The sequence below is a fragment of the Candidatus Paceibacterota bacterium genome (genome assembly GCA_035452965.1).
GTDB lineage: Bacteria > Verrucomicrobiota > Verrucomicrobiia > Limisphaerales > UBA8199 > UBA8199.
Window position 1 is genome coordinate 61,125 of the sequence record DAOTCE010000010.1, and the last position, 20,534, is coordinate 81,658.

At 62.8% G+C, this 20,534-nt stretch carries 16 protein-coding genes; 1 reads left to right on the top strand and 15 read right to left on the bottom strand.

Annotated features, from left to right (window positions below; translation table 11 throughout):
* Positions 1-21: 21 nt before the first annotated feature.
* Both P5205_10370 and P5205_10375 read right to left on the bottom strand, forming a co-directional pair.
* Positions 22-834: a DUF1559 domain-containing protein gene (locus P5205_10370; protein HSA10759.1), complete on the bottom strand. Its 813-nt coding sequence runs from the start codon at positions 832-834 to the stop codon at positions 22-24.
* A 176-nt stretch (positions 835-1,010) separates the two neighbouring features.
* A complete protein-coding gene (locus tag P5205_10375) occupies positions 1,011-3,206 on the bottom strand; it encodes an immunoglobulin domain-containing protein (protein HSA10760.1) in 2,196 nt (731 codons plus the stop codon).
* Between the two features lie 786 nt (positions 3,207-3,992).
* Between P5205_10375 and P5205_10380 the strand changes: the two genes are divergently transcribed.
* Positions 3,993-5,147, top strand: a complete 1,155-nt coding sequence (locus P5205_10380; GenBank protein ID HSA10761.1) for a hypothetical protein — start codon at positions 3,993-3,995, stop codon at positions 5,145-5,147.
* Between the two features lie 73 nt (positions 5,148-5,220).
* On the opposite strand, the gene P5205_10385 is transcribed toward P5205_10380, so the two are convergent.
* The 13 genes from P5205_10385 to arsM all read right to left on the bottom strand — a co-directional run bounded on the left by P5205_10385 (position 5,221) and on the right by arsM (position 20,531).
* Positions 5,221-6,450 carry a hypothetical protein gene (locus tag P5205_10385; GenBank protein ID HSA10762.1) on the bottom strand — a complete coding sequence of 410 codons (1,230 nt, stop codon included), beginning with the start codon at positions 6,448-6,450 and terminating at the stop codon, positions 5,221-5,223.
* Positions 6,451-6,538: 88 nt separating this feature from the next.
* Positions 6,539-8,389, bottom strand: a complete 1,851-nt coding sequence (treZ, locus tag P5205_10390) for a malto-oligosyltrehalose trehalohydrolase (GenBank protein ID HSA10763.1) — start codon at positions 8,387-8,389, stop codon at positions 6,539-6,541.
* On the bottom strand, positions 8,386-11,754 hold the full coding sequence (gene treS, locus P5205_10395) for a maltose alpha-D-glucosyltransferase (protein ID HSA10764.1): 3,369 nt from the start codon (positions 11,752-11,754) through the stop codon (positions 8,386-8,388). The genes treZ and treS overlap by 4 nt, the downstream gene beginning before the upstream one ends.
* 5 nt (positions 11,755-11,759) lie before the next feature.
* On the bottom strand, positions 11,760-14,006 hold the full coding sequence (locus tag P5205_10400; protein HSA10765.1) for a bifunctional alpha,alpha-trehalose-phosphate synthase (UDP-forming)/trehalose-phosphatase: 2,247 nt from the start codon (positions 14,004-14,006) through the stop codon (positions 11,760-11,762).
* Positions 14,007-14,244: 238 nt separating this feature from the next.
* Positions 14,245-14,592: a DUF883 domain-containing protein gene (locus tag P5205_10405; GenBank protein ID HSA10766.1), complete on the bottom strand. Its 348-nt coding sequence runs from the start codon at positions 14,590-14,592 to the stop codon at positions 14,245-14,247.
* Between the two features lie 192 nt (positions 14,593-14,784).
* Complete coding sequence (gene arsB / locus P5205_10410; protein HSA10767.1) at positions 14,785-15,891, bottom strand: ACR3 family arsenite efflux transporter; 1,107 nt, start codon at positions 15,889-15,891, stop codon at positions 14,785-14,787.
* 7 nt (positions 15,892-15,898) lie between these two features.
* Positions 15,899-16,345: an arsenate reductase ArsC gene (locus P5205_10415; GenBank protein HSA10768.1), complete on the bottom strand. Its 447-nt coding sequence runs from the start codon at positions 16,343-16,345 to the stop codon at positions 15,899-15,901.
* A gap of 15 nt (positions 16,346-16,360) precedes the next feature.
* Positions 16,361-16,762, bottom strand: a complete 402-nt coding sequence (locus P5205_10420; protein HSA10769.1) for a putative zinc-binding protein — start codon at positions 16,760-16,762, stop codon at positions 16,361-16,363.
* A 20-nt stretch (positions 16,763-16,782) separates the two neighbouring features.
* Positions 16,783-17,481 carry a cytochrome c biogenesis protein CcdA gene (locus P5205_10425; protein HSA10770.1) on the bottom strand — a complete coding sequence of 233 codons (699 nt, stop codon included), beginning with the start codon at positions 17,479-17,481 and terminating at the stop codon, positions 16,783-16,785.
* Positions 17,482-17,489: 8 nt separating this feature from the next.
* The gene (locus P5205_10430; protein ID HSA10771.1) at positions 17,490-17,912 is read right to left on the bottom strand and encodes a thioredoxin family protein; all 423 of its coding nucleotides are present in this window, start codon (positions 17,910-17,912) and stop codon (positions 17,490-17,492) included.
* Positions 17,913-17,947: 35 nt separating this feature from the next.
* The gene (locus tag P5205_10435) at positions 17,948-18,208 is read right to left on the bottom strand and encodes a thioredoxin family protein (protein HSA10772.1); all 261 of its coding nucleotides are present in this window, start codon (positions 18,206-18,208) and stop codon (positions 17,948-17,950) included.
* A gap of 23 nt (positions 18,209-18,231) precedes the next feature.
* A complete protein-coding gene (locus P5205_10440; protein ID HSA10773.1) occupies positions 18,232-19,560 on the bottom strand; it encodes a permease in 1,329 nt (442 codons plus the stop codon).
* A 98-nt stretch (positions 19,561-19,658) separates the two neighbouring features.
* Complete coding sequence (arsM, locus tag P5205_10445; protein ID HSA10774.1) at positions 19,659-20,531, bottom strand: arsenite methyltransferase; 873 nt, start codon at positions 20,529-20,531, stop codon at positions 19,659-19,661.
* Between the last annotated feature and the right edge of the window lie 3 nt (positions 20,532-20,534).

Consider the following 20,534-nt stretch of genomic DNA (forward strand, 5'->3'; position numbering starts at 1 on the left):
CGGAACCACCGTCCCTGGTACCTACGGGTTCTTCCGGCGCCAGGGATCGTTCCAGATGATGTCCGGGTTGCGGACTTCGTTGCCGGCGGCGCCGTTGGTCACATAGCGGATTTTGAAGTATTTGGCATGGCCATCGAGGAAGTTGATCACCCCGCCCAGCTCGTGCCGGGAGGCGGAGTTGCGCCAGCGGTTGGCCGGGTTGACGGAGTTGTACTGGGGCGAGGAGTTGACGATTTCCCTCGGGCTAAAAACGCAGTCGAACAGCATCACCGTGGCGGACGGGTCCTTGAAGTCCACAATCTTGCGCATCCGCGGATAGTCAACATTGGCCGTTTCCGTCTGTTTCTTGAGGTCAATGTTCACCTCATAGCTGAAGAAGCCGTGCGCACCGTTGCCTGAGACCGTGGCCACCTCGTCGGCGGTCATCTTGGCGCTCGGGCAGTGCCAGATCTTGCCCTTGCCGCCCGGGAACGGCAGCTTGGCCATCATGTTGCCGCCGGGGGCGTCGGCATACTCCGCCAGCGTCCTCTCCGCCACAAACGGCGGCAGCAGGTTGAACCACGCGTTCAGGTCTTTCTCGGCGCCGTCGGCGCCGGGATACACCCCAGCGCGATCCATCCCGTCGCGCGGCATGCCGTCCTTGTTGTCTCCCGCGTAGAGGTGCATCGCCAGGCCCCACTGCCGCAGGTTCGAAACGCAATTGGCGCGTTGCGCCTTGGACTTGGCCTTGGCCAGCGCCGGCAGCAGCATCGCCGCCAGGATGGCGATAATCGCAATCACCACCAGCAACTCAATCAAGGTGAATGCCCTCACTTGCTTGGTTTCTCGCTTCATAACTTCAGGTATGGCACATTACGCTTTCCAGCCTCTTAAATCTACGTCCGCACTGCTAAACGGCGCAAGCGTTACTTTTCCACAATTTGTCCGCCGCGATGCCGCTCCACGTGTGCAAAACGGGCCGGGTCTTGCGACCCGGCCCCGCATTCAAGTTGCGCCTCACCGGCCCCGCCCTACTCGCTCTTGATGCTGTAGAACTTCTGCGTCCCGCTTGCGGTGATGGAGAACGATCCCGGCGTGCCCGGGTTGATCTGCGCCGTGCGCGTCCAGGTGTTCAGCGGCGCGGCCACACTCGTGGATTCATACAGCACAAACTGCGAGCCCGAGCCGCCGCTGTATTGGATCTCCGTGGGTGTGATGCCGATGATGGTCACCGGCGTGGGGGCTGCAGCCGCGGTGGTGATGTCCTCGTAGCGGGTGGGAATGATCTGGAAGCCCGCGCTCCGGTCGGGAGCTGTGCTGCCCAGGAAGTAGCTCATGGGCGCCGTGATGTTGACCGGCCCGGTCGGGATCGCCTGGCCTGAGAAAGCCGGTGTCACCGCCGCGTTGAAGAAGACTGTGAACCGGTCGCCGCTGGCGTTGGTGACCTGCAGGGTTTGCTGGCCGGTTCCGAAAGTGCCGGGGGCGCTAACGAAGTAAACGTTGGTCAGCGTCACCCGCGAGCCGATGTAGCTGCGCACCACGTTCGAGACCCCGCCGTAGCCGACGCCGTTGGTGAAGGTCAGCGGCAGCACATAGGGCGTGGGCAGCGGGTTGTTGTGGCTGTTGGTGATCAGCATGTTGGACGGATCGCCCGAGTTGATGTTGATCTGCAACTGGCTGTTGAAGTGCGCCAGCGTTCCGATGGCCGTGACGCTGTCCCCCACCGCCGGCCGGTCCGCCCCGTGCCCCGGCCAAAACACGCCGATGCCGCCCGTGGCGTCCTGGATCATGATGGACATGTTCGCCGCGCCCGTCAGGTTGGTATAAACTGTCACCACGCCGGTCACCGACCACAGCGCGGTGGTGTTGGTCGGCAGATAGAAGGTGTCGTCCACATGGCCCTTCAGATCGTAGATCGTGGTGGTGGGCACCGCGCTGGCGGAGACTACCGCGTTCGAGCCAATCCTCGTGCCGTATTCGTTCGAGACATCGCAGCGGTAGGTGCCCAGCGTCCCGTTGCCGCTTTGCAGGTTGGCGATGGTCAGCGTCGCCGTGCCGTCGCCGCTGACGTTGGCATTGGCTTCGGAAGCAACCGTGTTGCCGTTGTGATACCAGGCGTAGCTTAGGGTCCCGGGACCGGTCGCCCCGCAATACAGGGAGACGGTCTGGCCGTAGTAGGCGTTAGTGCTCACTGGCTGCTGGGTGATGGTGGGCGGCACCGGCGCCGAACTCACATTCACAATCGCCCCGCTGCTGGTGGCAAACTCACCGTGCGGAGTCGTAACGACAACGGTGTAGGTTCCGCTGTCGCCGGAGGTCGCGCTGGAGCGAATGAAGATGGGGGAGTTGCCGTTCTCATTGCTGACGTCCGAGCCGTTCTGCTTCCACTGGTAGGTCAGGTTCCGGAGCCCCTGGCCATTGGCCACCGCCACGAGGGTGAAACCCTGGTTTTCAAAGACATTGGTGCCGGCCGGCTGGTAAACGACCTGAGGCGCAAAGGCATTGGTCGCCCACACGCTCTGCGCCGCTTCGTCGAAGGTGGTGGCGACGCAGAGGTTGCTGATGACTCCGACCCACGCCCCGGAGCTGGGCTGCCGGAAGGCAAAGGCGACAGGAGCGGGAGGATTTGCGACGGCATCGCTCGTAACCAGAGCGGTTTCAAAGGAATCAATCGGGTTGACCCAGAGCGCGGCTGCGGCTGATGCAATCCCGTTGACCTCGCCCGTGGTCGGATTCCAGCCGACCACCACCTGATAGTCAACATTGGTGGCGAGATCAACCGGGTATGTCTGGTTGGGGGTGCCGGCGGCACCAGCAATACCCAGCCGCCAGGTTCCCGGCTGGGTCCCCGCCAGGTAAAACGCCCTGCACTGAAAAGCAGTGCTCGCATTCTTAAAGTGCGCGAAGTATTGCGAGGACGTCGGCAGAGTAGCGCACCTGACGGTGAAACTGGCGTAGAGTATCTGCACTCCGTTGGTGTAAGCGCACCCCTCTGTCGTGCATAGCAGCCGGTTAACGTCGGCGGCCAGCGCGCCTGAGTTCTGCAGCTTCTGCCCGGATATAGTCGCGCCGGTGGCGGCACCGCTATGGTTGGCCCAGTTGCCGCCGGCGACATCAACGATATACCCGTCGGCATAGTTGAAGCCTTCATAATAGATCACGTCGGCGGAGACGCTGACCAGGGCGAGACAGGAGAGTAAGGAGGCTAGTAGGATTTTTTTCATCATGTTGTGCTGTTTGTTGTTTTGCCCAGCATTAGCCCACATCTCTCGTTCGCCGGGGGACTGCCAGCGACATCTTCCGGACTTCGTGCCAGGCGTTCCGTTAGGTCTGATCATACCATCACGCTTTCGGCCTGGAGACGCAAGCCATTTCTGCCTGCGACTTATTCACAAACTAGTGACATTATGGCAATAATCCTGGGGACTTCCCGTTCTGGCACCAGCCTCCTTACGCCACCACTTTCGCCAGCTCCCTTGAGGTTCAGAGTTCGAGGTTGGATGCTCGATGTTCTCTCTCCGTCTTCTACTCTCAATCGGTCTCCCCGGCCGCCGTCCCGCCTACTGGCTCCGACTTTCCCCCAAGGCTGAGGCACCCCCCACGCCCAAGCCAGCCACAGCGATGAGACGGTGACAATCCGGCGGGACTACGGTGTGGTTCCCATGGGGGTCGGGCCCCATGGGAACCACACCGGGATACAACGGGTGTCACAGCGTTGTCACACCGGGGCGGCAACTCGGTCCAGGAATATGGAATTGGATCCCGGTAGAGGTAACTAAGGGCGCAGAATCCGCACAAGCCACTGTTCTTATGGCACTTACACTATTACCACCAGCAAACGCCAGGTTTATGGAAGTGGCAGGCCCTTAAGTTCGGCGGTCTGATGGGGAAACCGCTGGCGAGTGTGCCATCCTGGCACACTTGGGCTGCTCCCTAGAGCCCGTTCCCAGCCTGCCCCCGTCTTGGACTTTGCCCGGGCGGTGGGGTATCTTCTGGTTGCTATGATTGCGTCCATGGACCAAGCCAAAACCCCTGAGCGCAAGGTCCCCGCGCCGAGAATCAGGCAATATACCGGGGAGGTCGTCTATATCTACGCGTTTGATGTGGCGTACGATATGACCCGCCAGCCGGTGCGGGAGTTGCTGGGCCAGCCCGTGGCGCAGTTTGTTGTGGACGCGAGCAAACCGAGCCCGCGCGAGCGTTTTTTCTACCAACCCGGAATGGTCCGCCTGCCGCCGATGGAGCGCATCGGTCCGCACGGGCAGGTGCGCGTTGGGCGGGTCATCAAGCTCCTGCCAGTCGGCGCCATCAGCATCTGTGTTCACGTGCCCTTTGCGGTCGAGCACGTCGAGGATCTCGTTGGTTATCACGACCTCCAGTTCAGCAACGGCTCGCTCAGTGAGGAGGTGCGGCGCTTGGCGGAAGAAGTGCGCGGTGAGCTGGCAGCCCACTACGTCCAGCCCGTGCGCCAGCTTGAGGAGGAAGAGGCCTACACCGTTTTCTGCATCGAATCCCCGATGCTCAACCCGGAAGGCGCGGCGGTGAGCGCGGAGGCCTGGTGGCGCGCGCACCGCCGGGCCGTGGCTTCGCTGCTGACTCAGGAGCCCGACGCCGACCACCTGTCCAAACAGGAGGCCGAAGAATCCACCGGCCGCTTCCTCAGCTATTACGAGCGCGACCTCGTGGTGATAGACTGGGATGCGGCGTTGATTATTGACGAGCCACAGAACTTCGCGGAGACGCTCTACGTGATGGAGCTGGCCAATGTGCAACTGGCCGAGCTCGAGGCCTACGACCGTATCCTGGACGATTCGCTGGACCGGGCGTATCGCGACCTCAACGCCCGTCCGCCCCGGGGCCGCGCCGGTATCTTGCGGGAGCTGCGGGAAATCCGGATTGACCTGGCGCGTTTCAGCGATGAGCTGTCGAACATCACCAAGTTCTTTGGGGACTGGCACCTGGCCCGCATCTACGAGAACATCTCGGCGCGGTTTCATCTGGCCGACTGGCATCGCACTATTGACAAGAAGCTGCAGACGCTCGACGACCTGTACGAAATCCTCAATCAGGATCGCACCAACCGCTACATGATCATCCTGGAGCTGGCAATTGTCCTGCTATTCGTGATTGACCTGGTGATCCTGGTGCTCGGGATCCACGGACCTTGAACCGGCCGGGGGCCGGCGCGGCGACAGCGAATGGGCCGGGTGTCCCAATCGCACGCAGCTTGGTGAGGGGAGCCTATTTGCTCGCGGCAGCAGGCAGCAGGAAGAGCCGGGCGTCGCCGGCATCGAGCGAGATTTGCAGGCCGGGCATGTCGGGGCTGTCGTCTGCAACGGGCGCCGCCTGGCCGGTAACCGGGCTGACTTCCAGCACGGCGGCGTGCGGGGCGTCGAATTCAACTGTGGGCCAGGCGCTGTAGGCGAAATGGTAGTTCTGCAACAGAGCGGCCCGGCGGCCGTCGGCGTGGGCGAACGCGCCCAGCAGATAGTCGCCGGGGGTCAGGGAGCGGATGGGGCTGCCCTGGAGGGCCGCAGCGTGATCGCTCTTGGGCCGGACGCGGTAAACGCCTGTGCTGGTGAGCTGCATCAGCGTGGGGCCGAGTTGTTTGAGCCTGCTGTTGAGGCGGCGGGCTTCCTCATAATGACGGGTGCGCTTGCCGTCGCGGCGGATGATGGCGCCGCCTTTGGGAAACTCGTCGCCGGGGGGCGTCCAGTAACAGAAGTACATCACCCCTTTGGCGCCGTAGGCCAGTGAGGCATTGATCTGCCAGCGGAGCTGGGCTTCGGTCGGGTCGGTGTGCGGCCCGTAGGGCATGGTATTGAAGAAATTCCAGAACGGGATGTTCCCGGCAAGGGATTGCTGGCGCATGTCCTCGAGGTTCTGGCAGTAGCCGTCCCGCCCGTCGGCTTCGGGCGAAAACCTCGGGTAGTGGTCCATGCTCAGCACGTCGGGGCGAACTTCGCGCAAAAAGCGGGCGACGTGCTCGGCGTAATTGCTGGTGCCCAGCGCCCAGGCGGGGGCGTAGTTGGGGAAGAGGTTGATGTAGGCAAGTTTGCCGGGCCGGGCCAGGCGCAGCGCATCTACCGTCTTGCGCAAATCTGGAAACGCGCCGGGGCCAGGTTCGTCGCTGAGTGAGTAACCCCAGCAGGCCGGGCCGTCGGGCAAACGATCCGGGGGCAAGCCGGCCATGGAGACGATGGTCTTGAGCCCCTGCTTCTCGCAGAGACGGATTTGATTCGACACCGCCGCGGGAGTCGTCGCGCCGAAGTTGCCGATTATGAAAGTAAAGTTGGCCTCCGCGATCTCGGCAAACCGCGCGTCGGTCTGCTCGTTGGCAGGCGGGTCCACCCAAAACCCCACCGCGAACCGGTCCTGGATGAAGCGCGGGTCGGCGGCAGCGGCATGGCCCAGTTGCGTAATCACAGCCAGGACGGTTGCCGTGAGGAAGTAGTAAGTGCGATTAAACATGGGCGAGAGATTAGCAGCCTGCGGTGATTTGCAAAGAGCGGGCTTGCTGGTTCGAGCGTTGGGACTTCAAGGCGCTGGAAGCTACGTGTTACCCGGGGGCCCCGGATCGGAGCGCCAGCGCGGATTTTGCCGGCAGGGGCAATCTTATCCTGCCGTTGGAAAACAACTCCTTCGGGACAAGACTTCCGGGGCCGTCCCACCTGCCGTCGGCTGAGTTCAGCAGCGCGAGCCACCGGCCGGGCGAGGCACTCGCCGTTACGGTAGCGAGGCGGTCTGAATAGTTGAAAGCCAGCAGGAACCGGGCGCCGCCGCTCGAATAGCTTACCAGCAAGACTCGATCGGACCGAAGCGCGCGCACTTTGATTGGGTATGTTGCGGTGGTGGTCAGAGCGGGCAAGGTCCTGCGCAACCGCATCAACTCCCGGTAAAACGCGCGCAGCAGGCGGTGCGTTCGCTTCTTCCGCAACGCATGATTGAGTTTCGAGCTTTCGAAGGTGGCCCGGTCCTGCGGGTCTGGCGGTCTTCCCCGCCACCCGAAGGCCGCCAACTCCGCCCGCCGCCCGGCGCGCACGGTCTGAATGACCGGCGCGCTGCTGTGGCTGATGAAGTAATGGAAGGGCGCCAGTTCGCCATACTCCTCACCCATGAACAGCAGTGGAATGAAGGGCGACAAGAGCACATTGGCGGCAGCCAGTTTACGGGCCTCGAAGGGTATCAACGTTGCCAGCCGCTCTCCACGGAGCCGATTGCCCGCCTGGTCATGGTTCTGGCTGTACACCACGAATGATTGGACCGCCTGACTTACCTTGCTGGAGCTACCCCCGCGTTTCCGTGCGCCCCGGAAGCGGCTCTTGGTGGTTCTGGCCGCCCTCCAAACTCTGGCAAACTGGGCTGCGCCACCGAAGCGCGCGTAGTAACCTGTTTGCTCGCGCGTAAGCAATACGTGGAGGCAGTGATGAAAATCGTCCCTCCACTCCGCGTCCAAGCCCACGCCAGCCGGTGCGCCTGCGGGAATACGGCGCACGATGTCCAAACCACCTTCGCCGATGAGATGGAAGGGGCGTTTGAGTGTGTCCGCCTGCCGGTGGCAGGCTTGCGCCAATTCACCCAAGAAGGGCGAGGCAGATGAATCGCGAATCGCGTGGATTGCATCGAGCCGCAGGGAGTCAATGTGGAATTCCGTTTGCCAATACAGCGCGTTCTCGATGAAGAAGCGGCGCACGTCAGCGCCGGGCCGGCCCGCAAAATCCAGCGCTTGGCCCCAGGGTGTGGAATGGGATTCCATGAAGTAGGGCCCAAACTCGCTGAGGTGATTTCCCTCGGGCCCCAGGTGGTTGTAAACCACATCCAGCACGACAGCCAGGCCGGCCCGATGGGCGGCATTGACCAGCCGTTTAAGACCTGCCGGCCCGCCGTAGGAGTTCTGCGCCGCATACGGGAAGACGCCGTCATAGCCCCAGTTTCGGCTGCCGGTAAACTGCGCTACCGGCATCAGCTCCAGGGCCGTGACACCCAAATCTCTCAGTTCAGCCAAATGCGGGATGGCAGCCTCAAAGGTCCCCTCCGTCGTGAACGTTCCCACATGCAACTCATACAGAACATAGTCCTTCAACCGCACACCCGCCCACTTCTCATCCGTCCAGGGGAATGCGGGAGCGACAAGCGCCGACGCGCCATGCACACCGTCCGGCTGGTAGCGCGAGGCTGGATCGGGAAACGCGTGCCGTCCGTCCAGGCGGTACAGATAGCGGGTCCCGGGCGTTGCGTCCTCGACTACCGTCGCATGGTAACCGCCGTCGTGCCGGGTGAGACGCGCCACCTCCCGCTTCGGCTTTGACAGCAGCACCTCCACGCGCTCGACGCGGGGCGCCCAGACGAGAAAGCGCCAGCGCCTGCCGCCGAGATAGGTCGCGCCCAGCGTCACCCGCGTCCATTTCATAGCGCCGGGCGCGCGTGGAGCAACTGCAGAATCCCCTCGCAGGCGGGCCTAACCAGCGCCAGTCGCCGGGTGAGGTGATCGCCCAGTTCCTCCACGGTGCGGTGGAGCAGATGAATCTCCAATAAGGGTTGAAGCTCCTCGTCCCGGGCGGGCAGGAGCGGCGAGCGGCCCAGCGCAGCGAGATAACCGTTCAAGAATGCGACACTGGTCCAAAGTCGCCAGCAAGCGGCCCAGCGCTCGGGCCTGTCCCTGGTGCTGGCGTCCAGCCGGCCCAACTCGGCCTGCCGGGCGAGCGCAGTATCCGCGGCATAGCGGAACGAGCAGAGCATCCCGGTCACATCGCGCAGCACCAGGCGCTTGATGCGGCGTTCACTGACGGGCTGGCCCGGCTCACCTTCAAAATCCACGATCATGAAGTCCTTGCCAGTATGCAGGATCTGCTTCAGCCCATAATCGCCATGGCAACGGATTCGCGCCGCGCTGACGCGCAGCGCCAGCAGGGCCTGACAACGCTTGAGAATCGCCGGTTCCTGCTCAAGCACCCGGTTCGCGGGCGGTAGCGCGGCCGCCGGCAGCCGGGACAGGTTATCCCGCAATCTCAGCAGATTGTGCCGGGTCGTGTTGCGCATGGTCTGATACAGGCCGCGCTGGTAGTACGAGGTCCAGGGTTCCGGTGCGAACTCCGGGGCATTCGGTTCAGAGGCGAGGGCCTGATGCAGCTCGGCGGTCCGCACACCGAGCAACCGGGCGGATTCAAGATACGTGCCGATCAACTCCGGCACTTCAGCGGGAATACCCTGCCGGGCGAGTTGAACAAGCGGCTTGTTGGCGGGGGGGAATCTCCTGCCTTCGGTGGACAGGGAAAGCACCCGCTCGTAATAGCGATCCAGGGCGCGCAACGTGTATTCCCAGCCGCTCTCGGCTTTGGGGAGCCAGCTATGAACCGCTGCCAGGCCTAGCCGCTCGCCGTCGGCGCGATGGTATTCCAACGCACCCGCCAAAGGCGGCGCGTGCGGGAAGCCCCGGTCGGTGAAGAAACGCCCCAGCTCGAGTTCGGGGTTAATGCCCCAGTGCAACCGGCGGAACAACTTCAAGACGAATCGTTCGCCGTACCGGATGGACGTGTGGCGCTGGGAGGCCTTGAGCGAGGTGCTTTCCAGGGCCGCGGCCACCCGGCGCGACACGGTGCGCAACAGCGGCCCGCGCCAGGCCACCACGTTGCCTTCCCGGCCCTTGAGCCGGCGGCGGCGGGCGATGAGATCCAGCAGGCCAATGTCGAAGCCGCGCAGGCCCAGCGCGTCATACAGCACCCCGCGTTGCTTCGATTGTGCGAGGGTAACTACGGCGACGACACGCTGGGGTTCGTCGCGGCGCAGGCGTGCCGCTTCACTGCCCGCGGCAAAGGCCAGCGGCACCAAATACCACTCCGCATCAGCGCCGGCATATTCCACTTGCCAAAGTGTCAGAAAGGACATGACCGGTCCCAGCGGCACAGCCTCCGCCTCTTTTAGTGTGGCGGACTTGACGGCTTTCGCCGCCGGCGGGAACCATTTCATCGCGCGCAGGAACGGGACAAACGCCTTTTCCAGGGCGGACCTCAAGCGCTCGGACAGGACCTCTTCCCAGTGCTTTGCGACCGTGATTTCGGCGCGCGCCTCGGGCGGCCCAGGCTTGGCCCGCGCGCTACCGGCAAGCGACGGCTCCAACGAGAACCAGTAAAAGCCGTGCGGGCCGAGGGTCAAGAGGAAAGGCAGCTCCCCAATGGTCGGGAACGGCGTGCGGCCAAACAACTCGACCGGAGTGCGCCGCTTGAAAACCGAGAGGTCCAATTGAACCGGCTGGGGATATCGCGAGAGGTTCGCCACCACCAACAAGATCTCCCGCTCATGGCGCAAAATGTAAGCGAGAACCTTGCGGTTCTGCGGCGCGAGGAATTCGACTCGCCCCTCCCCCAGGGCGCGCCAGCCTTTGCGGAGGGCCAGCACTCGGCGCATCCACCACAGTAGGGAATGGGGATTGCGGAGCTGCGCGTCCACGTTCACCGCTTCATAATGATATTCGGGGTCCAGGGTGATGGGCAGATACAGCCTCTGCGGGTTTGCGCGTGAAAACCCCGCGTTCTGGTCCGCGCTCCACTGCATCGGTGTGCGCACGCCGTTGCGGTCGCCCAGGTAGATGTTGTCCCCCATTCCGATCTCGTCCCCATAGTAGAGCACCGGCGTTCCCGGCAGCGACAGCAGCAACCCATTCAACAGCTCGATCCGCTTGCGGTCGTTGCCCAGCAGCGGTGCCAGCCGCCGGCGGATCCCGAGGTTGAGCCGCGCCTGGTGGACATGCGCATACATGCGATACATGTAGTCACGCTCCTCGTCGGTGACCATTTCGAGGGTCAGCTCATCGTGATTGCGCAGGAATAACGCCCACTGGCTGGTCTCCGGTATGGGAGGGGTTTGCTCCAGGATGTCCACGATCGGCGTGCGGTCTTCCATTCGCACCGCCATGAACAGGCGCGGCATGAGCGGGAAGTGATAGGCCATGTGACATTCGTCGCCCCGACCCTGGCCGAAATAGGTCACCGCATCCTCCGGCCATTGGTTGGCCTCGGCCAGCAGCATCCGGTCCTCATACCGCTCGTCCACATGCACGCGCAGCCGCTTCAAGAAGGCATGCGTTTGCGGCAGGTTCTCACAGTTGGTGGCGTCCTGCTCGTAGAGGTAGGGCACCGCGTCCAACCGCAGCCCGTCCACACCCAGGTCGAGCCAGAAGTCCAGCGCCTTGATGATCGCCTCGTGCACGTCGGGGCTGTCGTAGTTGAGGTCGGGCTGGTGGGAGAAGAACCGGTGCCAGTAGTAGGCCCCCGCAACGTGGTCCCAGGTCCAGTTCGAGGTTTCCACGTCCTTGAAGATGATCCGCGCCTCTTGGTAGCGGTCAGTCGTGCTGCTCCAGGTGTAGAAGTCTCGCCAACGGCTCCCGGGCGCCGCGTGCCGCGCCCGCTGAAACCACTGGTGTTGATCGGAGGTGTGGTTCAAGACCAACTCAGTGATGACCCGCAGCCCGCGCTGATGCGCCTCGCGCAGGAAGACTTGGAAATCTTTCAGCGTGCCGTATTGTGGGTGGACAGCGCAGTAGTCGGCGATGTCGTAGCCGTCATCCTTCAGTGGGGAGGGGTAAAATGGCAGCAGCCAGACTGCCGTTACTCCCAGGTCCTTCAAATAGTCCAGCTTTTCCGTCAGGCCCTGAAAGTCGCCGCAGCCGTCACCGTTGCCGTCGTGAAATGAGCGGACATGCACTTCGTAGATGACCCCGCTTTTGTACCAGAGCGGGTCGGGGGCCAGCCCTTCGCGGTTGCGGTTGCGGTCAGCCATGACAGTCACGGTTTCTGCCCGTTCGACGCGGCGCGTTCCGTGACCTGGGATGCCAGGCTCACTTCGCGGAGCACCCGCCGCACGGCTGTGTGGGTGCTTAAGTAGTATCGTGCCGCGGTGTTCGCCAAGCCCACTCGCACTGAGAAAGCGGTTTCCGGCAGCGCCCGAAACAGGTCTTCATCCGTCCAATCGTCGCCTATCGCGAGAATGAAATCCGCGCCCAGTCCTGCCAGCCACTCCGTCGCGGCGCTTCCCTTGCTTACCCCGGTGCTGCGCACCTCCAGGACCTTGTTGCCCTCGAGCACTTGAACGTCAATATTGCGCGTGAATCCGGCCAGGGCATCGAGCAGTTCGCGCGCCCGGCGCGACGCCTGGTCCGGGTCCGCGCGGCGGTAGTGCCACGCCAGCGAGAACTCCTTCTCCTCCAGCAACGCCCCCGGCAAACGATCCACGTAAACTTGGAGTATGGGGCGCACCCGTTCTTTCCACTCCGTGGTGATCACCTTGAGCATCCGCCACTCGCCGCCTTTGGGCCGCAGCCAGACGCCATGCTCGGCAATCAAACCCACCGGCAAAGCCCCAAACCACTCTTCCAGGTCGCGTCGTGGCCGGCCGCTCACAATTATCACCTCATTAGCCGCTACCGCATCCAGCGCGGCCAGCAGGTCCATCACTTCCTGGTCCGGCAGCGCCAGCTGCGGGTCCTCCATGAAAGGCACCAGGGTGCCGTCGTAATCCAGCAACAGGGCCCGCCGGGCGGCCGAGCGGTATTGCTGGATAACCTCGGCCAGCACCCGGCCGCTCAACGCCCGCGCCCGCCGCGCCGCCTCCGTCTTTTGAGTGGAAACCAGGGCCTGGACGAAGTCCTCCGCCCACCTCACCACGTTGTAGCGGCGCAGCCGGTCCTGGAGCAGGCGATTGCGCCGCACCTGTTCCTCCACCGGCATGCCCAGCGCCTGCTCCAGCGCCTGCGCAAAGTCGCCGCTATGAAGCGGATTGATAATCAGCGCCTCGCCCATCTCCTTCGCCGCCCCGGCCATCTCACTCAGGATGAGCACGCCCGTCTGATCGGGGCGCGAGGCTACGAACTCTTTAGCGACCAGGTTCATTCCATCCCGCACCGGGGTGATCAAGGCAACGTCGCAGGCGCGGTACATCGGCACAAGCTCTTCAAACCCAACGTTGCGAAACTGGTAAACCAGGGGCGTCCAATGGACATTCCCATAGGCCCCGATAATTCGTCCCACGGTTTGCTCCAGCTCCTGTTTCATAGCCTGGTAGCTCTCCACGCCAATCCGCGACGGCGCTACCGACACCACGAACACCACCTTCCCATGCCACTGTGGGTTGCGCTTGAGGAAGCAGTCGTAGCCGCGCAGCCGGTTGATCAGACCTTTGGTGTAATCCAGCCGGTCCACCGAGAAGATCACCTTCTGGCCGACGCATTTAGCCCGCAGTTCCGCCACGCGCGAGTCCGTTTCCGGCGAGGCCGCCGCCCGCGCGAAGCGCTCGTAATCAATCCCCATCGGAAATGTGTCCACCTTGACCACGCGCTCCCGCAACGTCAGGCTGCCAAGCTGGTGCTCGTAGCCGACCGACCGCAGCACGCTCGTCAGAAAGTCGCGCGTGTAGTCGTAGGTGTGGAACCCCACCAGGCTTGCGCCCAGCAGTCCCTCGACAATCTCCACCCGCCAGCTTCTTGGCAACAGCCGAAACACCTCGTACGACGGGAAGGGGATATGCAGGAAGAACCCGATCGGCAGGTCTGGAAACCGCTCCCGCACCATCCCGGGCACCAGCATGAGCTGGTAGTCATGGACCCACAGCAAGTCGTCCGGCCGCAGCACCTTCAGCGTCGCTTCGGCAAAAACGCGGTTTACCTGCTTGTACTCTTCCCAGTAATCCTCCTCGTAGTGCGTCAGGTCCGGGAAATAGTGAAACAGCGGCCAGAGGGTCTTGTTGCAGAACCCGTGATAAAACCGGTCCATCTGGTCCTCCGGCAGAAAGACCGGCAGGGCCTTGAACTCCTGTTCCGCGTAAGCCTTCACTGCCGGTTCGTCCTCGGGCGCCACGGTCGCCCCGGGCCAACCCAGCCAAACAAACTCCGGCCGCTCCTCGAAACCCGCGGTCCCGCGCTCCAGGTAGCTCCAGACGCCCGTGGTCAGGCCTCCGGAACTCACAGTGAACTGCAGGTTGCCGTCCGCTTTGGTCGCGGTGAACGGCAGCCGGTTGGAGACAATGACCAGGCGCATGGATTCAAACGGGCTCAGCCGCCTGGCTTGCTAATTTCCTCTTCGGACTGCTCATGGTAACAGCATCTTACTTCTGTTGTGGTGCTCCCGCTACTTCCAATGGCCAACGGGATTGTTTCTGGCCGAATAACCGTCCCCTCGCGCGACAACTCCGCCGTCCCGCCAAACCGGAATCGCAAACACCGCGCCCCTCATCCGCGCTCAAGCCTGGCGGCTGAAGCGGGATGGCCGGGATGGATCAATCTTGCGGGGGCCGGCGGGCGACCAGCACGCCAATCAGCAAGCCGACGCCGAAGGCCACACCGACGGAATGGTAAGGATGCTCGCGGACGACAACATCGGCCTTCTTCGCCGCGGCCTTGGCGGCCACGACCGCCTGCTGCTGCAGCGCCTCGCTGGTGGCTTTCGCGCGCTCCAACGCCGCTCCCAGGCGCGTCCGGGCATCCTTGGCCTTCTCGGTCAGATCACCGGCGGTGGCTTTGAGCAAGGTCTCGGAATCGCGCACTAATACCCGCAAGTCTTCCAGCACGCGTTCGCGCGCCAGGTCGCTGTGAGCACGTTCAATGTTGGCAAAGTGTGTTTCCATACGTTCGACCTCGTCTCTCTCGCTGATTGAATTGCGTCAGCCATCGCACCAAGGCAGGTTCACACGAAACAACAAAGCTTTCAAGTGCTTTGGCGCAGAGAGTTCGCCGGGGGGTAATAGGGGGCATCTTCGAGGCAGTTCCTGAACCCCACGGTGCCCGGTGCGTCGTTGGCCATGAAATCTCCGGCCTCGTCAGCAATTCACGCTCACTCGTCTCCCATACCATCCCCGCGTCCGGTTGCACACGTTGCACACCGACAACATCACCGGCACCTCCACCAGCACCCCCACCACCGTCGCCAGGGCCGCCGGGGAGTCTGCGCCAAACAACGTGATCGCCACCGCCACGGCCAGTTCAAAGAAGTTGCTTGCCCCGATCAGCGCCCCGGGGGAGGCGACATTGTGCTCCACCCGAAACCAGCGCATCAGAAAATACGTCAACCCCGAATTGAAATACACCTGCACGATAATCGGCACCGCGATCAGCAGCACTGCCACCCACCGGCTGGTCAGGTTCTTCGACTGAAAGGCGAAAATCAGCACCAGCGTCAGCAGCAGCGTCCCAATCATCACCGGGTGGAACTTCCGCAGGAACTTCTCCTCAAACCACTGCTTCCCGCGCGACTTGAGCAGCGCGGTGCGCGTCAGCCACCCGGCAGCCAGCGGAATCACGATGAATACCACCACCGAGGTGATGAGCACCATGGCCGGGACCACCACCTGTGCCACTCCGCACAGGAACATCACAATCGGCGCGAAGGCCACCAGCATGATCAGGTCATTCACCGCCACCTGCACCAGCGTGTAGGCCGGGTCGCCCTCGGTTAGGTACGACCACACGAACACCATCGCCGTGCACGGCGCCGCCGCTAGGATGATCAGGCCCGCCGTGTAGCCGCGCGCCGTCTCCGGGTCAATCCACCCCGCGAACAGCTTCTGCATGAACACCCACGCCAGGAATGCCATCCCGAACGGCTTCACCAGCCAGTTTACGAATAGCGTCACCATCAGCCCCTTGGGCTTGCGCGCGATCCCTCCAATCACCCCGAAATCCACCTTCAGCATCATCGGGTAGATCATCAGCCACAACAACACCCCGATCGGCACGTTCACCTGCGAGCCCTGCCCGAACTCCAGCCGGCTTAACGCTTCCGTCACATCCGGCAGCGCCCGCCCCAGCGCCACCCCGACGACCATGCACAGGAACACCCAGACCGTCAGATAACGTTCGAAGAACGCCAGCCGCTTCGGTGCTGGCTGGGCCAGTTCGCCGGTCGTCGCAGTCACGGAATTGCTCATACGCCTCTCACTGCTCGACTGCCGCCGCGCCGAACGCCCCAGGCAAAGTCTCAACGAATTTGCGGATTTCATCCCTCACACGGCGATACACCGCCAACTTCCCCTCGCCGTCGGGCAGCTGCTTTGTCAGTTCCGGCGGGTCCTCAAACTCCGCCTGAACCTGCTTCGTCCTCCCCGGGAAGACCGGGCAATTCTCACTGGCGTGCCCGCACACCGTCACCACGTAATCGAATTGCACCGGGCCGAGGTCAGCAAGTGTCTTGGAGTAGTGCTTCGAAATGTCCACGCCGGATTCCGCCATCACTCTCACCGCGTGCGGGTTCATGCCGTGCGGCTCAATTCCGGCGGAGTAAGCCTCGATCACATTTCCCTTCAAATGCCGCGCCCAACCCTCCGCCATCTGGCTTCGGCACGAATTCCCCGTGCAGAGGAATAGCACTTTCAACTTGGCCATGGGCGCTTGCTCAATTCAGCACAGTTCATTAGCGCATGCCAGCAATCCCGCGGCTTGGTCCGCCACCTGCCGGATCCGGGCGGCCGTCACTCGTGTCTTCCCTTTTTCAAATCCCATTTCCGCGAGCTTCAGATGCTGGAAATCCTTGAACCCGGCCAGTTCCATTGTTTTGCGGGCGCATTCCTCTTTGCACCCGTCAACCACCAGTATTTTGGCCGCGGCCTTTGCGTTGGCCATAATCCCTTCGACTCGCCCGCCGATGCCCGCCAGGCAATACATCTTCCCTGTCCCGTCCTTGGCCATCTGGCGCGCGGTCCGGTCGGCCAGACCCCCGACATCGGACGCGCCCGAGCAGGGAAAAACCAGTTTTGGTGCCGTGGTGCAACTGCATTGAGTTTGAGCGTTCTGTGTATTCATGGGTCTTTGCTAACTTGAGGTTAAGGTGCGGAGTAAATCAGCCAGATGCCGCCAAGGAGCACCAGCACGCCACAGACGCACTTAACAACGGTGACGCCCTTGGATTGCTCGTTCCAGTTCAGGAAGCGCTGCACCAACTCCGTGGATGTGCCGGCCGCCACGATCACCGCGCAATGCCCGATGCCGTAGGACAGCAGCAGCGACGCGCCGTAGAACGCGCTCGTCTTCGCCGCCCGGAATACCACACCCAAAATCGGCGCCATGAACGCGAACGTGCAAGGGCCAAGCGCGACGCCGAAAATCAGCCCCAGCAGGAACGCCGCCACCAACCCTTTGCGCTTCATTCCAACCTGTCCTGGTCCCGACCACGGCATCGGGATGAGGCCCACCAAGTGCAGCCCCACCACCAGAAAGATCGCCGCCACGAAGTAGTTTCCCCATCGCCCCACGTCCCCCATCATCCGTCCCGCCGCCGCCGTGACCGCCCCAATGGCCGCAATCGTCACCAGGATCCCCACCGCAAATAGCGTCGCGATCCCGCTCGCCCGCGCGGTGCTCACCCGCCCCTGCCCGCTGATGAACCCGACAATCAGTGGGATGCTCGCCAAATGGCACGGGCTGAGAACAACGCTAAGCACGCCCCACACCGCTGACGCCACCAGCGCCACCAGCGGGGCACCTTCAACGGCGTGCGACAACGCAGAAAGGAACTGCTCCATTTGGCTTATTATTTTTTCGCTTCTACCTTCCCATCGGACTTCAGCCCCGCTTTGGATTTCGAGGTTCGGTCCGTGGATTTAAGCTCAACCCCCAGTTCCTTCCATTTCGCCAGTATGTCCTGTTTCCCTAGGAAACCCTCATGCCGGAAGCGTTCCTTCCCCGAAACGTCGAAGAAGATTTGTGTGGGGATAAGCTTGATCCTGTACGTTTTCGCCTCCCTGGGATTCTTCCATACGTCAATAAACTCGACGTCCAACTGCCCCGCATACTCCTTTTTGAGGTCTTTGAGGATTGGGGCCATCATCTTGCAGGAAACACATTTGCCCGCTCCCAAGTCCACCAGTTTTGGAAGCTTCGCCGGCTCCGCCGCCCATGCCGCCGCCCACCATACACCAACAAATGCTATCAGGATCTTAATAGGTGACTTCATAACTCATCCGCACTTCACGCATCACGCTTCGTCCGTCATACGACCGTCTTCCCGGCCTCCACCGTCTGCGCAAGCATCACCTTGATCTCGTTGACGCTTGGCACCTTGCCGGCCGCTTTGACCGTGCCATTCACCACCAGCGCCGGTGTCATCATCACACCTAGCGCCACGATTTGCTTCAGGTCCGTGACTTTGTTGATGTCGGCGGCAACGCCCAGTTCTTTCACGGCCAGTTCCGTGAATTGCGCCAGGGTCTTGCACTTCGCGCAGCCCGGTCCAATAACGAGTATTTGCATAAGCTAATTCCTTTCGTTTGAGGTTAAAACAATGCTCCGTAAAGCAGCCCGGTGGCTGTCGCCATTACGATGACCAGCGACACATACACCACCGTCTTCTTCGTGCCCATGGTGCTGCGCAGCACCAGCATGCTGGGCAGCGAAAGCGCCGGGCCAGCCAGCAGCAACGCCAGCGCCGGCCCTTTGCCCATCCCGGACCCGATCAGGCCTTGCAGGATTGGCACCTCCGTCAACGTTGCGAAATACATGAACGCTCCGACTACGGACGAGAATAAGTTCGCTAGGAACGAATTGCCGCCGACCGATTGGCTCACCCAGTCCGACGGAATCAATCCCTCGTGCCCGGGTCGCCCCAGCAGAATGCCCGACAGGAACACCCCGCCGATCAGCAGCGGGAAAATCTGTTTGCCCAGCGCCCAGGTCGCATCCAGCCACTCGCGGCCATCGCCGGGATGCCGCGCGCTCAGCACCACCAACCCCGCGCAGCCGACGACGAACGGAATCAGCGGTTCATGCGGAAAGGCGAAGCTCAAGATGGCCACCGGTGCCGCCGCCAGCGCCAGTTCCTTCCACTTGAAACCAAACCACAGCCCCAAACACGCCCCCAAACCCGCCGCGAACGCGCCCGCCACCGGCCACTTCCACGCGTAAATGCTCGCCCATAAGCCCACCGGCTCCGCCGGCTTGCTCCAGTTCGCGAACACCAGGAAGCCCACCATCGAGGCGAAAAACAGCACGTTCTGCCACAGCGGCCGCCGGACCTCCACCTCGGGCATGAGCGCCGCGGCTTCCGCTTTGGCCTGTTCCTCACGCCGGAAGATCAGGTGCATCGCGATACCCACTATCACACTGAACGCCACCGCGCCCACCGCCCGCGCCGCCCCCAGTTCCAGCCCGAGCACTCGCGCCGTCAGCACGACGGCCAGCACGTTGATGGCCGGCCCTGAATACAGGAACGCCGTCGCCGGGCCCAGTCCCGCCCCCCGCATCCAAATGCCCCCGAACAGCGGCAGGACTGTGCAGGAGCACACCGCCAGGATGGTCCCGGACACCGACGCCACGCCGTAAGCCAGCGCCTTGTTCGCCTTGGGCCCCAGGTAGCGCATCACCGACGCCTGGCTCACAAACGCGCTGATACCCCCCGCGATGAACAACGCCGGCACCAGGCACAGCAGCACGTGCTCCTGCGCATACCACTTCGCCAGATCCAGCCCCTCCTTCAGCGCGTTGTCAAACCGCGGCACCCCCACCGGCAGAAAGAACAGGAACACAAACACGGCGGTGAACGCGCCTAATACCTTCAGTTCCCGGCTCAGCAGTCCGCCGTTCGTGTTTAGGGTAATTCCGTTCATTTGCGCGCGTGCGGGCGTTTACGAACCGGCGCTCAAGGGCGACTTGGCGGCCTGCACCTTGCGAATCACGAGGATAGGTCTCTTGCTCATTTCAGACCTCACCCGCAGCACTTGCACGCCGGCTTTTTCGCCGTCACCTCCAGGCTGGTGATGTAGTCACCGGGCTTGGCTCCGGCAGGCAGGCTGGCGATGATTTTCTGATAGAGCGGATCTTGCCAGTCCACCATGCCGTCAATGTATCCAGACTTCGGGGTCAAACCGATGTCGGTCAGGCCAGCATCTTCAGCCATGCGCTCGGTCTCAGTTACCAGCACCGCCCCGGCCACGCAGCCCACCAGCGCCTCCACGCTATCACGAATCGCGGGGGGCAGCGGTTTGAGCAATGCCAGGTCCGAAACGGCCACCCGCCCCCCCGGTTTCAACACCCGCGCGATTTCCCGCCATACCTGCGGCTTGTCCGGTGACAGGTTGATCACGCAGTTGGAAATCACGACGTCCACGCTGTTGTCTGGCACTGGCAGGTGCTCGATCTCGCCCAGCCGGAACTCGACGTTATCTAGGCCCGTGGTCTGGCGGTAGGAGCCCGTGTTCTTGCGGGCCTTCGCCAGCATCTCGGCGGTCATATCCACGCCGATGGCCCGCCCTTTCCGTCCAACTTTCTTGCCGGCGATGAACACGTCGAATCCCCCGCCCGCCCCCAGATCCAGCACCACCTCTCCCGGCCGCAGTGCGGCCAGGGCGTTCGGATTGCCGCATGACAAACCCAAGTTTGCGCCTTCGGGCAATGCCGCCAACTCCCGCGCGCTGTAGCCGATGTGCTTGGCCAGTTCCTCCGAGGCCGCCGGCGGCGAGCCGCAACAGGTCGGCGTTGTCCCGCAGCACGACCCGCCGCTCCCGGCGATCTTGCCGTAACCTTCCCGCACTGCCGCGCGCACAGCTTCCGCGTCTTTGGTTGCTTTGATCTTCTTCATAAC

What these genes read in the sequence shown, in the direction of transcription:
- P5205_10400 (HSA10765.1), bottom strand. Translation starts at nt 14,006, where the DNA reads ATGCGCCTGGTCATTGTCTCCAACCGGCTGCCGTTCACCGCGACCAAA.
- P5205_10375 (HSA10760.1), bottom strand. Translation starts at nt 3,206, where the DNA reads ATGATGAAAAAAATCCTACTAGCCTCCTTACTCTCCTGTCTCGCCCTG.
- arsM (HSA10774.1), bottom strand. Translation starts at nt 20,531, where the DNA reads ATGAAGAAGATCAAAGCAACCAAAGACGCGGAAGCTGTGCGCGCGGCA.
- arsB (HSA10767.1), bottom strand. Translation starts at nt 15,891, where the DNA reads ATGAGCAATTCCGTGACTGCGACGACCGGCGAACTGGCCCAGCCAGCA.
- P5205_10405 (HSA10766.1), bottom strand. Translation starts at nt 14,592, where the DNA reads ATGGAAACACACTTTGCCAACATTGAACGTGCTCACAGCGACCTGGCG.
- P5205_10440 (HSA10773.1), bottom strand. Translation starts at nt 19,560, where the DNA reads ATGAACGGAATTACCCTAAACACGAACGGCGGACTGCTGAGCCGGGAA.
- P5205_10420 (HSA10769.1), bottom strand. Translation starts at nt 16,762, where the DNA reads ATGAATACACAGAACGCTCAAACTCAATGCAGTTGCACCACGGCACCA.
- P5205_10415 (HSA10768.1), bottom strand. Translation starts at nt 16,345, where the DNA reads ATGGCCAAGTTGAAAGTGCTATTCCTCTGCACGGGGAATTCGTGCCGA.
- treS (HSA10764.1), bottom strand. Translation starts at nt 11,754, where the DNA reads ATGGCTGACCGCAACCGCAACCGCGAAGGGCTGGCCCCCGACCCGCTC.
- treZ (HSA10763.1), bottom strand. Translation starts at nt 8,389, where the DNA reads ATGAAATGGACGCGGGTGACGCTGGGCGCGACCTATCTCGGCGGCAGG.
- P5205_10370 (HSA10759.1), bottom strand. Translation starts at nt 834, where the DNA reads ATGAAGCGAGAAACCAAGCAAGTGAGGGCATTCACCTTGATTGAGTTG.
- P5205_10380 (HSA10761.1), top strand. Translation starts at nt 3,993, where the DNA reads ATGGACCAAGCCAAAACCCCTGAGCGCAAGGTCCCCGCGCCGAGAATC.
- P5205_10435 (HSA10772.1), bottom strand. Translation starts at nt 18,208, where the DNA reads ATGCAAATACTCGTTATTGGACCGGGCTGCGCGAAGTGCAAGACCCTG.
- P5205_10425 (HSA10770.1), bottom strand. Translation starts at nt 17,481, where the DNA reads ATGGAGCAGTTCCTTTCTGCGTTGTCGCACGCCGTTGAAGGTGCCCCG.
- P5205_10430 (HSA10771.1), bottom strand. Translation starts at nt 17,912, where the DNA reads ATGAAGTCACCTATTAAGATCCTGATAGCATTTGTTGGTGTATGGTGG.
- P5205_10385 (HSA10762.1), bottom strand. Translation starts at nt 6,450, where the DNA reads ATGTTTAATCGCACTTACTACTTCCTCACGGCAACCGTCCTGGCTGTG.